Annotated in this window: 10 protein-coding genes and 1 pseudogene; 5 read left to right on the plus strand and 6 right to left on the minus strand. The window is 59.4% G+C overall.

What is annotated here, in order from left to right; translation table 11 throughout:
• Positions 1 to 83: 83 nt before the first annotated feature.
• From J2Y56_RS28015 to fabB, 5 genes and pseudogenes are all read left to right on the plus strand, one after another.
• Positions 84 to 1,691: pseudogene (locus J2Y56_RS28015) on the plus strand (TonB-dependent receptor plug domain-containing protein); the annotation flags it as partial.
• A complete protein-coding gene (locus tag J2Y56_RS28020) occupies positions 1,692 to 2,624 on the plus strand; it encodes a hypothetical protein (RefSeq protein ID WP_007949504.1) in 933 nt (310 codons plus the stop codon).
• A complete protein-coding gene (locus J2Y56_RS28025) occupies positions 2,621 to 4,522 on the plus strand; it encodes an ATP-binding protein (RefSeq protein WP_310354038.1) in 1,902 nt (633 codons plus the stop codon). The genes J2Y56_RS28020 and J2Y56_RS28025 overlap by 4 nt, the downstream gene beginning before the upstream one ends.
• 247 nt (positions 4,523 to 4,769) lie before the next feature.
• On the plus strand, positions 4,770 to 5,285 hold the full coding sequence (gene fabA / locus J2Y56_RS28030) for a 3-hydroxyacyl-[acyl-carrier-protein] dehydratase FabA (RefSeq protein WP_003179264.1): 516 nt from the start codon (positions 4,770 to 4,772) through the stop codon (positions 5,283 to 5,285).
• Between the two features lie 11 nt (positions 5,286 to 5,296).
• Positions 5,297 to 6,517: a beta-ketoacyl-ACP synthase I gene (gene fabB, locus J2Y56_RS28035; protein ID WP_007949506.1), complete on the plus strand. Its 1,221-nt coding sequence runs from the start codon at positions 5,297 to 5,299 to the stop codon at positions 6,515 to 6,517.
• A 286-nt stretch (positions 6,518 to 6,803) separates the two neighbouring features.
• Here the strand turns inward: fabB and J2Y56_RS28040 are convergent, their stop codons facing one another.
• From J2Y56_RS28040 to J2Y56_RS28065, 6 genes are all read right to left on the minus strand, one after another.
• Entirely contained in the window at positions 6,804 to 7,346 is a 543-nt protein-coding gene (locus J2Y56_RS28040; RefSeq protein ID WP_007949507.1) for a DUF2058 domain-containing protein, read from the minus strand.
• Positions 7,347 to 7,374: 28 nt separating this feature from the next.
• Complete coding sequence (mazG, locus tag J2Y56_RS28045) at positions 7,375 to 8,208, minus strand: nucleoside triphosphate pyrophosphohydrolase (RefSeq protein ID WP_310354040.1); 834 nt, start codon at positions 8,206 to 8,208, stop codon at positions 7,375 to 7,377.
• A gap of 152 nt (positions 8,209 to 8,360) precedes the next feature.
• Complete coding sequence (gene relA, locus J2Y56_RS28050; protein ID WP_007949509.1) at positions 8,361 to 10,604, minus strand: GTP diphosphokinase; 2,244 nt, start codon at positions 10,602 to 10,604, stop codon at positions 8,361 to 8,363.
• A 123-nt stretch (positions 10,605 to 10,727) separates the two neighbouring features.
• Positions 10,728 to 12,080 carry a 23S rRNA (uracil(1939)-C(5))-methyltransferase RlmD gene (gene rlmD, locus J2Y56_RS28055; protein WP_310333901.1) on the minus strand — a complete coding sequence of 451 codons (1,353 nt, stop codon included), beginning with the start codon at positions 12,078 to 12,080 and terminating at the stop codon, positions 10,728 to 10,730.
• Positions 12,080 to 12,982: a cysteine synthase CysM gene (cysM, locus tag J2Y56_RS28060; protein WP_310354044.1), complete on the minus strand. Its 903-nt coding sequence runs from the start codon at positions 12,980 to 12,982 to the stop codon at positions 12,080 to 12,082. Before cysM ends, rlmD begins: the two co-directional genes overlap by 1 nt.
• A 114-nt stretch (positions 12,983 to 13,096) precedes the next feature.
• The gene (locus J2Y56_RS28065) at positions 13,097 to 14,119 is read right to left on the minus strand and encodes a PDDEXK nuclease domain-containing protein (protein WP_310354047.1); all 1,023 of its coding nucleotides are present in this window, start codon (positions 14,117 to 14,119) and stop codon (positions 13,097 to 13,099) included.
• Positions 14,120 to 14,421: the final 302 nt, after the last annotated feature.

Below are 14,421 nucleotides of genomic sequence, written 5' to 3' on the forward strand. Positions count from 1 at the left end.
CATGCAGTTGCGCTTCGCTTCATTCGCTGTGGCCAGCTCAAGAGAGGACTTTCACCTCTAGGATGGCGCCCATGCTGGGCGCACAAGTGACCCGCGGCCAGCGCGGCATCAACGACTATTACGCCAGCCAGGGCAGCGGCTGGGACGGTGGTGATCTGCGTCTGTCACTGTCCGGCCAGCAAGACGACGGTTTCGATTCGGACCGCAACGGTACCGACTATCGGGACAGCCGTCGCTTGAACCGTTTTAACCTCGCCGTGAGCCAGACGCTGACCGAAAACCAAAACATCGACTGGCAACTGAATGCAAAGGATGGCACCAACCAGCGGCCATATACCTACCGCCCGGTATTCCCGGGAATTACTGCCGCGGGGAACAATTCTGACGTCGCCGCCAGAGACTACGCAGGTTCGTTGCGCTGGAACCTTGACATCAATCCTGAGCACAGCCTTTATGTCCAGGGCTCCGCTCAGCATTGGGATCGCCAGCAAACCTGGCGTGCCTGTGATGCCGAGGCGTCATTCAGCCCGGAACTGACCCGGCTTTGGCAGCTCAACCCGAACTACACCGAACGACTGGCGCGCAACATGGATCGCTTCACCGGTACTGGCGCACCTCGCGGTACGCCAGCGGAACAGGCGCTGGCCAATCAAGTGCTGGCGCAATGGAAAAACGGCGCCCGACAAACAGTGTGTGGCGACATCGATCAAAGCTCCCGGGAATCGCGCTACGACCTGGAAGTGCAAGACACACTCAGCCTGTCCGACAGTCTGCGACTGGTCAGCGGCATGAACTATCGTTACGACCGGGCAGATTCCGAAACCTACTTCAACGGCACGCTCGACGACACCACGTGGCGCACGTTTGGCCAACTCGAATGGCGCGCCACCGAGCATTGGTTGCTGCAGGGCGGGGCAATGTTCGAAACCACACATTTGATCGGCAGCTCATGGACCCCGCGCGTGGCAGTCAATTACTTGATCACTCCACGCCAAGGCTTGCGTGCTGTGTATTCGGAGGCGATCCGTTCGCCAGACATGTTCGAAAACAACGTCAACTGGAGTTACCGGGTGAGCAATTTGCGGCCCACGGCTTACGGCCAGACCAGCGCCCGTTACTTCGTCAAGACCCGTGGTCCGGGCGATCTCGACCAGGAGCGCATGCGCTCGCGAGAGCTGGGCTACAACGGCTACTTCGCCGGACTGGGGTTGAGCGTCGATGTGAAGCTGTTCTACGACGAAATCAGCGGCATGATCAGCGAACCGCTGCGCAACAATCAGTACATTGCCAGCAACTCTAACAATGCCCGGTTCACCGGAGCTGAAACGCAACTGGACTGGCACCTCGGCCGCGCTGACCGCCTGCGCCTGAACTATGCCTACGTGGACGCCGACGCGAGCAACCCCCTGGATGAGCAGCAGACCGCGCGCAACAGCGGCTCAGCCGGCTGGCTGCGTGATTGGGGACAGGGCTGGAACAGCGCGATCTTCTACTTTGGCGACGATGCGCTAAATGGGTACCGCTTTGAGCGGGTCGACACGCGCATTGCCAAGCGCATCGGCCTGGGCAAGGCCAATCTGGAACTGGCCGGCATCCTGCAACAACGCTTGGATAACCAGCCCACCACGTTCGTCGACAATAACTACGACGAGCGTCGGGTGCTTTATTTCAGCGCGGAGCTGATGTTTTAAATGCGGCATCGCCAGTCATGGAAACCGCCGTCACCGGGCCGCCTGCTGGCCAGGTTGTGCCTGGTAGCTGGCTGTCTGCTCGGCGCCCTGCCGACACAAGCTGCCGACATTCTGTTGACCGGCGCCGAGGACAATCCCGGCGTGCAATCCTTCGTCCACGCGCTGAGCGACATGCGCCCTGCCGACAGTGTGCGTTTCCAGCCACTGGCGAGCCTTCCATCACCCGGCAAACTGCCCGCCGCCACCCGCCTGATCCTGCTTGATCTGCCGAGCCTCGACTGGCGCCAACAAGAGGCTCCGGGTCCGGCGACGCTGGTGCTGCGCATCAGCCGTCTGCAAGCCCGGCAACGCTTTGGCGTTAACGTTCCACCCCACCTCAGCCTGCTCTGGAGCGATCCGCCACTTGACCGACAATTGCGCCTGACCCGACTCATCCTCCCCCAGGCGCAGCGCATCGGTGTGCTGTACGACAAACACAGCGAGTTCCTGTTGAAAGAATTGCGCCTGGCCGCCCTTGGGCTGGAGCTTGAAGTGGTTGTCGAGCGCTGGGATAACACCCATGACAGCCGTCCCCTGCAGACCTTGCTGAAAAACTGTGACGTCCTGCTGGGCCTCGACGATCCCGACCTCTACAACCCGAAAACCGCAAAAAACCTGCTGTTGAGCAGCTATTCCCGGCAATTGGCATTGATCGGCCCCAACGCCGCTTTCGTCAGGGCCGGCAGCCTGGCCAGCACCTACAGCGATCAGAGCGACTGGCTGCAGGTGCTCGACGAGTTGCTCGATCTGCCTGCGGCGAGTTGGCCGCGTACGCTCTATCCGCAACACTTCAAAGTATCAAGTAATCCGCAAGTGGCTCGTTCATTAGGTATCGAACCGATCAATGAGGCAGCTGTTGCCACCCAATTGGCTGAAGGAAAAGCCCTGCCATGATCCTCCGTCGTCCCTGGGACATCAGCACTCGCACCCAGATGATCAGCCTCGGCCCTGCCTTGCTGCTGACATTGCTGCTGATCAGCTTCTTTACCTTCGTACGGATCCAGGACCTGCGGCAGGAGCTTAACCACACCGGGCAATTGATCGCCAACCAATTGGCCCCCGCCACCGAATACGGGGTAATTTCAGGTAACAACGAGGTGCTTGAAAGTTTGCTCAAGGCGACACTCGCCACGCCGCACGTGCGCTTTCTGGAGGTCCAGGACAACGCCAACCGGATATTGGTGTACGTCGAGCAACCGTCGGAAACCTACCGGCGCTCGCAACAGGTCCAAGTGTTCCAGGCGCCAGTGCGGCTGCAGCGGATAGCGCTCAACAATGATTTCTTTCAGGGAGCCAAAGCCGCCAGTGTTGGCCCCACTGAGGATTATCTGGGCCGGGTGATCGTCGGACTGTCGAATGACGCCTTCAGCCAGCGTCAGCAGGAAATCCTGTTCAAAGCCGCCATCCTGGCGCTGTTTGCCTTGCTGTTTACCTTTTTGGTAGCCCGGCGCCTGGCGAGCAGCCTGTCGCAACCGATCCGCGATATCGGCAACGCCGTCAAGGCGATCCATGACGGCGATTACAAAACACCCCTGCCGATTGTCGACGACACCGAACTGGGCGCGCTGTCGCAGCACATCAACAACCTCGCCGCCGGCCTCGAAAAAGCCAGCCGCGAGCAGCAGCAGGCGATGGCGCAGTTGATCCAGACACGCGAGGAGGCGGAAAAGGCCAACAATGCCAAGTCTGACTTCCTGGCGATGATGAGCCATGAATTGCGCACGCCGATGAATGGCGTGCTCGGCATGCTACAGCTGCTGGAAACTACCGATATGACTGAGGAGCAGATCGAATACGCAGCGCTGGCCTCGGAGTCCACCGAACACCTGCTCAAGGTCATCAACGACATTCTCGACTTCTCGCGCATCGAGCGTTCGGAGCTGGAACTGGAACACATCCCGTTCAACCTCGCGGACCTGATCAGCAGTTGCGCCCAATCGTTCCAGCACAGCGCGTTGCAGCGCGGGCTCGATCTGCAGTTGCTGATCCCCGAGGACATGCGCGCCATTCAGGTTCAGGGTGATCCGACCCGAATCCGGCAGATATTGGTCAATCTGGTGGGCAATGCATTGAAGTTCACCGAACAGGGCCGCGTCAGCATTGAACCGCAGTGGCAATCGCTGGATCACGAACTGCTGTGGTTTACCTGCACCGTGCGCGACAGCGGCATCGGTATTGCGGCTGAAAGCCTGGAGTTGATGTTCAATCCCTTCCAGCAGGCCGACAGCTCTATTTCACGGCGCTACGGTGGCACCGGTCTGGGCTTGCCGATTGCCCGCACCCTGGCCGAGCGCATGGGCGGCACCTTGCGGGCGCAAAGCGAAGACGGCCTGGGCTCGGTGTTTACCCTGGAAATCCCGCTGGCACTCTATAAGCAGTCGTTACCGGTACTGACGCCCCGGGCACAGACCGGCAAGGGTGATGGCGCGGGGCGCAATGTGCTGCTGGTCGAGGACAACCCGGTCAATCAGACCGTCATCGAAGCCATGTTGCGCAGCCTGGGCTTTACTGTCAGCGTCGCGACCGATGGTGCGCAAGCCGTGCGCAGCGCCGAGAGCCTGATTTTTGAAGCGATTCTGATGGACTGCCGGTTGCCGATCGTCGACGGCTATGAGGCGACCCGACAGATCCGCCAATTGCCCGGCTGCGCGGACGTGCCGATCATCGCATTGACCGCCAATGCCTTGCAGGGCGACCGCGAGGCCTGTTTGTCGGCAGGCATGAACGATTATCTCGCCAAGCCCTTCAAACGTACTGATTTACAGCAAATTTTGCAGCGCTGGGTGCAGTAGAGCAGGCCTTTCGACCATCTGCGACTGGCGTGAAAGGCGAAAGTGCGGCAGTCTTAGGCACCCGAACAGGCCCGAAAAGGGGCTTGAATAATAATTTCAGTGCACAAGTGTACATTCATGTCCTTGGTGCTGTGACTTTCACCACAACGCAATAGTCTATGAGTAGGCTGCCGGTTCGAGGCATGAACGCTTCGATCGGCCGGGAGATTTGCCCCACCCTGCCGCATCGGACTATTGAGGAGCTCGCATGACCAAACAAAACGCCTTTACCCGGGAAGACCTGCTGCGCTGCAGTCGCGGTGAGCTGTTCGGCCCAGGTAACGCGCAACTGCCCGCCCCGAACATGCTGATGGTCGATCGCATCACCCTGATCAGCGAAGAAGGTGGCAAGTACGGCAAAGGTGAATTGGTCGCCGAGCTGGATATCACTCCGGACCTGTGGTTTTTCGCCTGCCACTTCGAAGGTGATCCGGTGATGCCAGGCTGCCTGGGCCTCGACGCCATGTGGCAACTGGTCGGTTTCTTCCTCGGCTGGCAAGGTCTGCCGGGCCGCGGTCGCGCCCTGGGTTCGGGCGAAGTGAAGTTCTTTGGTCAGGTCCTTCCGACCGCCAAGAAAGTCACCTATAACATTCATATCAAGCGCGTCCTCAAGGGCAAGCTGAACCTGGCCATCGCCGACGGTTCGGTGACTGTCGACGGTCGCGAAATCTACACCGCCGAAGGCCTTCGGGTCGGCGTTTTCACCTCCACTGACAACTTCTAAGGGTTATCCGCATGCGCCGCGTCGTTATCACTGGTCTGGGCATCGTTTCGTGCCTGGGCAATGACAAAGAGACCGTCTCCGCTAACCTGCGTGCAAGCCGCCCTGGCATCCGGTTCAACCCGGAATATGCCGAAATGGGTCTGCGTAGCCAGGTTTCCGGCTCCATCGACCTTCCCCTCGAAGAACTGATCGATCGCAAGATCTTTCGCTTCGTTGGCCACGCGGCGGCTTACGCCTACCTGGCCATGAAAGACGCCATCGCTGACTCCGGTCTGACTGATGAGCAAGTCTCCAACCCGCGTACCGGCCTGATCGCCGGTTCCGGTGGCGCCTCCACGCTGAACCAGATGGAAGCGCTGGATATCCTGCGCGAAAAAGGCGTGAAGCGCGTTGGCCCATACCGTGTCACGCGGACCATGAGCAGCACCGTTTCCGCTTGCCTGGCCACCCCGTTCAAGATCAAGGGCCTGAACTACTCCATCGCTTCTGCCTGCGCGACCAGTGCTCACTGCATCGGTACCGCCATGGAACAGATCCAGATGGGCAAGCAGGACATCGTGTTCGCCGGCGGCGGTGAAGAAGAGCATTGGAGCCAGTCGTTCCTGTTCGACGCCATGGGCGCATTGTCCAGCCAGTACAACGAAACCCCGGAAAAAGCTTCCCGTGCCTACGACGCCAAGCGTGACGGTTTCGTCATTGCCGGCGGTGGCGGCATGGTCGTGGTCGAAGAACTGGAACACGCTCTGGCTCGCGGCGCGAAGATCTATGCGGAAATCGTTGGCTACGGCGCGACTTCCGACGGCTACGACATGGTCGCCCCAAGCGGCGAAGGCGCTATCCGCTGCATGCAGATGGCAATGTCCACCGTTGACGCTCCGATCGACTACCTGAACACCCACGGCACCTCGACTCCGGTGGGCGATGTCATGGAAATGAAAGGTGTTCGCGAACTGTTCGGCGACAAGGCTCCGGCCATCAGCTCCACCAAGAGCCTGTCGGGTCACTCCCTGGGCGCCGCCGGCGTTCACGAAGCGATCTACTGCATGCTGATGATGGAAGGCAACTTCATGGCGGGTTCCGCCAACATCGACGAACTGGACCCGGAAGTGGCCGACATGCCGATCCTGACCAAGACTCGCGAAAACGCCACCATCGACACCGTGATGAGCAACAGCTTCGGTTTCGGTGGCACCAATGCCACGCTGGTCCTGAAGCGCTGGGCAGGTAAGTAATACCTCGCCGTTTCGCTGCACACAAAAACGCCCCGACTGGTTCGGGGCGTTTTTTTTTGCCCTAACTTCACGACAGTTCCTGTAGCAGCTGGCGCAGCCTGCGTCCGGCTGCGTAGCAGTCGTAAATCCTGAACGCGCGGACTTCCTGAAACACCACATCGTTTGATTTCACGACTGCTACGCAGCCGAACGCAGGCTTCGCCAGCTGCTACAAGGTTCGTCTTGGCTTAAGTGAACAGCATTACGCCATGAGCGGGGTTTGTCGTAGCTGGAAGCCTTTAACGGCTTACCACATCAGATCATCCGGAATCTGATAGGCCGCGTACGGATCGTCCTCGGCTGCCACTTCTTCAGTCTTCACGTTCATCTGCACGATGCGCTGTGGATCGCGCTCCTGGATCTTCAGCGCTGCTTCACGCGGAATGACTTCGTAGCCGCCGGCGTGATGCACGATGGCCAGGAAGCCATTGCTGAGCTGGTTGCGCATCAGCGTGTTGACGCAGAGGCGCTTGACCTTCTTGTCGTCGACGAAGTTGTAGTAGTCCTCGGTGGTCAGCTTCGGCAGACGCGAGACTTCGATCAGTTGCTTGATCTGAGCGGCGCGAGCCTTGGCCTCGACCTTTTCCTGCTGCTGACGGTTCAGCTCCTGGTCGCGCTTGACCTTCTCGGCCATGGCTTCCTGTGCGGCGCGCTGCTGCGAGTCATCCAGTTCGATCTGACCTTTGTGGGCCAGGCGCTGCTGTTTCTGCTTCTCTTTGCCGACCTGTTTGGCCTGCTTCTGGTTGACCAGCCCTGCTTTGAGCAACTGGTCGCGAAGGGAAATGCTCATGGTGCTTGTTTCTCACTTAGGCAACTGCTCAACCGCAGCTGGTCAAATTCTTTTCCTGACGTTTGGCTTCGCCCCACAGGGCGTCCAACTCTTCGAGGGTGCAATCTTCTATGGGACGGTGGGTATCGCGCAATGCCTGTTCGATAAAACGGAAGCGCCTTTCGAATTTGCTGTTGGCACCCCGCAGCGCGGTTTCCGGATCAACCTTGAGGTGACGCGCCAGATTGACCACCGAAAACAGCAGGTCACCGACCTCATCGGCAATCGCTGCCGAGTCATTGTCGGCCATGGCTTCGAGCACTTCATCGAGCTCTTCGCGAACCTTGTCCAGCACCGGCAAGGCGTCCGGCCAGTCGAAACCGACCTGCCCGGCGCGCTTTTGCAGTTTCGCCGAACGGGACAAGGCAGGCAACGCAGCCGGGACATCATCGAGCAACGACAACTGCAACGGTGCCGCTGACTTCTCGGCGCGCTCCTCGGCCTTGATCTCTTCCCAGCGCTGCTTGACCTGTTCTTCACTCAGGCGCGGGATGTCCACGGGCGCATACAGATCACCGGTAGGAAACACGTGAGGATGCCGACGGATCAACTTGCGGGTGATGCTGTCGACCACGCCGTCGAATTCGAAACGCCCTTCTTCCCGCGCCAGTTGGCTGTAATACACCACCTGAAACAGCAAATCGCCCAACTCACCCTGCAAGTGATCGAAGTCACCGCGCTCGATGGCGTCAGCGACTTCGTAGGCTTCCTCAAGGGTGTGCGGGACGATGGTGGCATACGTTTGCTTGATGTCCCATGGGCAACCGAACTGCGGGTCGCGCAGCCGGTTCATCAAGTGCAGCAGGTCATCAAGTGAATACATCAATCTCTCTCACTGCAAAATCCCTTGTGGGAGCGAGCCTGCTCCGGGCGGCGTTCCGACGAAAGCGGTGTGTCAGACGCCATTGATGTCGACTGACACGCCCTCTTCGCGAGCAGGCTCGCTCCCACAGTGGATCGGCGCTGAACATGCGATCAAGGCGTCCGGTTACGACGGGTTTCGATGATGTTCGGCAACTGGGAAATCCGCCCCAGCAACCGCCCCAACGCATCCAGCCCCGGAATCTCGATGGTCAGGGACATCAACGCCGTGTTGTCCTCTTTGTTCGAGCGGGTGTTGACCGCCAGTACGTTGATCCGCTCATTGAGCAGCACCTGCGACACGTCACGCAGCAAACCGGAACGGTCGTAGGCGCGAATGACGATGTCCACCGGGTAGGTGAGCACCGGCACCGGCCCCCAGCTGACCTGAATGATCCGCTCCGGCTCGCGACCGCCCAGCTGCAGCACCGAGGCGCAATCCTGGCGGTGAATGCTTACGCCACGGCCCTGAGTGATGTAACCGACGATTGCATCCCCCGGCAATGGCTGGCAGCAGCCGGCCATTTGCGTCATCAGGTTGCCGACGCCCTGGATCTGGATATCGCCGCGCTTGCCCGGTTTGTAGCCCGTGGCTTTGCGCGGGATCAGCTCCAGCTGTTCGTTGCCGCGTTCCGGCTCGACCAGTTGCTGCGCCAGATTCACCAGTTGCGCCAGGCGCAAATCACCGGCGCCCAACGCCGCGAACATATCCTCGGCCGTCTTCATGTTGGCCTTGTCGGCCAGCTTGTCGAAGTCTACCGCCGGCAGACCGAGGCGACTGAGTTCACGCTCAAGCAAGGTTTTACCGGCCGCGACGTTCTGATCGCGCGCCTGCAATTTGAACCAGTGGACAATCTTCGCCCGCGCTCGCGAGGTGGTGATGTAACCCAGGTTCGGGTTCAGCCAGTCTCGGCTCGGCGTGCCGTGCTTGCTGGTGATGATCTCGACCTGTTCACCGGTTTGCAGGCTGTAGTTGAGCGGCACAATGCGCCCGTTGATCTTCGCGCCCCGGCAGTTGTGACCGATTTCGGTGTGCACGCGGTAAGCGAAGTCCAGCGGTGTCGCGCCTTTGGGCAAGTCGATGGCGTGACCGTCCGGGGTGAAGATGTAGACCCGGTCCGGCTCGATATCGACCCGCAGCTGTTCCGCCAGGCCGCCAATATCGCCCAGCTCTTCGTGCCACTCCAGGACCTGACGCAGCCAGGAAATTTTCTCTTCGTAGTGGTTGGAGCCGGATTTGACGTCGGTGCCCTTGTAGCGCCAGTGCGCGCACACGCCCAGTTCGGCTTCCTCGTGCATGGCGTGGGTGCGGATCTGTACTTCCAGCACCTTGCCTTCAGGGCCAATCACCGCCGTGTGCAGCGAGCGGTAACCGTTCTCTTTCGGGTTGGCGATGTAGTCGTCGAATTCCTTCGGGATGTGCCGCCACAATGTGTGGACGATGCCGAGCGCGGTGTAGCAGTCGCGCATTTCCGGCACCAGCACGCGAACGGCGCGCACGTCGTAGATCTGGCTGAATTCCAGACCCTTGCGCTGCATTTTGCGCCAGATCGAATAGATGTGTTTGGCCCGGCCACTGATGTCGGCATCGACGCCGGTGGCGTGCAATTCGTTTTTCAGTTGGGTCATGACATCGCTGATGAAACGCTCGCGATCCAGGCGACGTTCATGCAGCAACTTGGCGATCTGCTTGTACTGGTCAGGCTCCAGGTAACGGAAGGACAAGTCCTCCAGTTCCCACTTGATGTGACCGATACCGAGGCGGTGAGCCAGCGGTGCGTAGATATCGAAGACTTCACGGGCGACCTGATTGCGCTTCTCGTCGCCGGCGGTTTTCACCGCACGAATCGCACAGGTGCGTTCAGCCAGTTTGATCAGTGCAACGCGCACGTCGTCGACCATGGCCACCAGCATTTTGCGCAGGTTTTCAACCTGGCCCTGAGTACCCAGCACCATGGATTTACGCGGGCTCAGGCTGTCGCTGATCGCTGCCATGCGCTGCACGCCGTCGATGAGTTTGGCCACCACCGGACCAAAGCGCTGGCTGACGGCAGGCAACAGGATCTGTCCTTCGCGCACGCCACGGTACAAGATCGCGGCGACCAATGAATCCTGATCGAGTTTGAGGTCGGCCAGAATCTCGGCGATCTCAAGGCCCGTGCGGAAACTCGAAGTCCCTTCGGACCAGAGATTCTTCGCCGCATTGGCCTGTTGTTCTGACATGCGAGCGAACTCGCACGCTTCCTTCAAGGCTTCGCGATCCAGTGCCGGATCGACACTGACCGCATGATCGAGCCAAGCCTCGAGATTGATACTGCCGTCGGTATTGATCGGCTGGTGTGCTCTCACCTGTACCATCTTGCTTACCTTCCCTATGACGCAGATTCAATGCGTCAAATCGCTGACCTTCATTGCCCGATTGCCCTCACGGGGCTCATGCGAGAGCTGCACGGGCGGGCCAGTCGGACCAGACGAGCCGTCCTAGCTCGCTTCAAATAACGCCATGGCCTCGACATGTGCCGTTTGAGGAAACATATCGAGAATCCCGGCACGTTTTAACCGGTAGCCCTGCTTGATCAATTCAACCGTGTCGCGCGCCAGCGTTGCCGGGTTGCACGACACGTACACCAACCGTTTGGCGCCCAGGGACGCCAGCTTGCGCACCACCTCGAAAGCACCGTCTCGCGGTGGGTCCAAGAGTACCGCAGAAAAGCCTTCGCGCGCCCATTCGCCATTAGTCAAAGGCTGGGATAAATCGGCCTGAAAAAACTGCGCGTTATGCAGATTATTGCTAGCCGCGTTAAGGGCGGCGCGCTCGACCATGGCCTGCACACCCTCCACCGCGACCACTTCACGAACGACCTTGGCCAGCGGCAGGGCGAAATTGCCCAGACCACAAAACAAATCCAGAACCCGCTCATCCGCCTGAGGCTTGAGCCAGTCCAGCGCCTGGGCCACCATCGCCTCGTTGACCCCGGCATTGACCTGAATGAAATCCCCGGGCCGGTAGGCCAGGTCCAGACCCCATTGCTCCAGGCGATAACCCAGCGACTGCTCGGCGTCGACCGGTTGCGGTTCGCCCTCTCCATGCAGCCACAATTGGGCCTCATGGAAAGCGCAGAACTCCTTGAGGATCGTCATGTCAGCGTCAGACAACGGCGCCATGTGCCGCAGCAACACGGCCAACGACGAACCACTGAACAATTCCACATGCCCCAGCGCCTGAGGTTTGCTCAAACGACGCAACATCTCCGGCAAGCGGGTCATGATGGGTTGCAAGGGTTGTACCAGTACCGTGCATTCGTTGATCGCGACGATGTCCTGACTGCCCGCGGCACGGAATCCGACTTCGAGCCTTTTCGTCTTCATGTCCCAGCGCACCGCTACCCGGGCGCGACGGCGATAACCGAATTCCGGACCGCTCAACGGCGCAGCCCATTCTTGCGGTTCGATACCGGCGACCTTCGACAGTTGTTCGGCGAGCATGCGCTGTTTCAGGGCGAGTTGTTCGGTATGAGGCAGGTGCTGCACGCTGCAGCCGCCGCAGCGTCCGGCATGCGGGCACGGTGCCGGACGACGCAATTCGCTGGCCTGGAACACGCGCTCGGTACGCGCCTCGACTACCTTGCCATGGGCGCCCAACACCCGCGCCTCGACTTCTTCACCGGCCAGGGCGCCGATGACGAACCAGGTGCGACCTTCAAAAAACGCGATACCGCGACCGTCATTGGCCAGGCGCTCGATGCTCAAGCGCTGCTTTTTGCCGGTCGGGATTTGTGGGGCCTTGCTGCCGCCCGTGGGTTGGAAGCGCAGGCCTCTCTCGTGCTTGGCCATCAGTTAGGCGCGTCGAAAATGCCGGTCGACAAGTAACGGTCGCCACGGTCACAGATGATCGCGACGATCACCGCGTTTTCAACTTCCAGGGACAGACGTAGCATCGCTGCCACCGCACCGCCCGAAGACACGCCACAGAAGATGCCTTCTTCGCGGGCCAGACGACGGGTCACGTCCTCGGCTTCGCTTTGCGCCATGTCGACGATGCGGTCGACGCGATCAGCCTGATAAATCTTCGGCAGGTATTCCTGCGGCCAGCGACGGATGCCCGGAATCGCCGAGCCTTCCATCGGTTGCAGGCCGATGATTTGCACGCCTTCGTTCTGCTCTTTCAAGTAGCGCGAGACGCCCATGATGGTGCCGGTGGTGCCCATCGAACTGACGAAGTGGGTGATGGTGCCTTCGGTCTGACGCCAGATTTCCGGGCCGGTGCTGGTGTAGTGCGCTTGCGGATTATCCCCGTTGGCGAACTGGTCCAGCACCTTGCCACGGCCTTCGGCTTCCATCCGCTGAGCGAGGTCGCGGGCGCCTTCCATGCCTTCTTCCTGGGTGACCAGGATCAGCTCGGCACCATACGCCGTCATGGCGGCTTTACGCTCGGCGCTGGAGTTGTCCGGCATGATCAGGATCATCTTGTAACCCTTGATCGCGGCCGCCATGGCCAAAGCAATCCCGGTGTTACCGGAGGTTGCTTCGATCAGCGTATCGCCGGCGTGGATCTGCCCGCGCAATTCGGCGCGTGTGATCATCGACAACGCCGGCCGGTCCTTGACCGAACCCGCCGGGTTATTCCCTTCGAGCTTGAGCAAAAGGGTATTGCTGGTGGCGCCGGGCAGGCGCTGCAAACGAACCAGCGGAGTGTTGCCGACGCAATCGGCGATGGTTGGGTACTGCAAGGTCATGGCGTATTCGCAATCCAGACTGCGGGGGCGACTATCATACCGACAAACGTTCGCAGGCCATATCACGCAAAGTGTGGTGCTTATGGCTTATGGGAATAAGGAGCCTGAGCGAGTTCAGGATTCCTCTGCTTGCGCGACATTTAACGCATAGAACTCATGTAGTTTGGCCTGCAACAGCTGCTTATCCGGTAGCTGGACTTGATACTCGGCAATCAGCGCAGGCGACAGACTGCGATTAAGGGAATACTCGACCACTTCGTCATCCTTGCTGGCACAGAGCAATACACCGATGGCCGGGTTTTCGTGGGGCTTGCATTCATTGCGATCCAACGCTTCCAAATAGAAGTTCAGCTTGCCCAAATACTCCGGCTTAAAGCAACCGACCTTAAGTTCAATGGCTACAAGACAATTAAGGCCACGGTGGAAGAACAGCAGATCCAGGGCAAAATCACACCCGCCCACTTGCAGCGGATACTCGGAACCGACAAAGCAGAAATCGCGACCCAGCTCGATCAGAAACTCCTTGAGGCGCGCCAGCAACCCTTTATGCAGATCGCTTTCGGCATGGCCACCTGGCAGGTCTAGGAACTCGAGCATGTAGGCATCACGAAATATATCCAGCGCGGTCGGGTGAGATTGTCTCAGTACCGGTGATATTTTTGCCGGCTGGGTTACGCTTCGCTCGAACAGTGCGGCCTTGAACTGACGTTCTAACTCACGCGTCGACCATTTTTCCTGGATGGCCAGGCGCAGATAAAACTCACGTTCTTGCGGGAGTTTGCTCTGACTTAGAATGAGCAGGTTCTGGGTCCAAGGTAATTGTGTCAGCAGTGCTGACACTTTTTCATCTCCCCGGTAAGCCTCGTAGAACTGGCGCATACGGAACAAATTACGCCGGGTAAAACCGCGCAACCCAGGTTGGGTCTTGGCCAGATGCTCGGCCAACTGACTGACCACAGAATCGCCCCATTCGGCCTTTTCCAGCTTGCGACTGATGTAAGCACCCACCTGCCAATACAACTCAATCAGCTGGGTATTCACCGCCTGCATGGCCTGCTGCTTGGCACTTTGAATCAGCGCAAGCACTTCATTGAAACGGTCGTCGGTTGCATTGTCGGGGACGCTGGATGCATTCATGCCGGACTCCTGAGGACGAGGAAAAACGCGAGTCTATTCCGTCGTTTCAGGCTTAAGGTGTCGGCAATACCCTTTAGGAAAGGTCGTACAAATAAACGGGAACGCTCCGGCAAAACCAAAATTTTGCTGGCTGGAATGGCCCCATCGCGAGCAGGCTCGCTCCCACATGGGGATCGGTGTAATCACGCCATTTGTGGGCGACTCATCTCCACTAATGAAATGGCTACCCCCGCTGCCCCCTGTGATCGCCCACTAAGCTTTCACAGGGGGCCTACCGGAGACCGTTGCCATGAACAAAGTAG

It is taken from the genome of Pseudomonas sp. BE134 (genome assembly GCF_031456105.1).
GTDB lineage: Bacteria > Pseudomonadota > Gammaproteobacteria > Pseudomonadales > Pseudomonadaceae > Aquipseudomonas.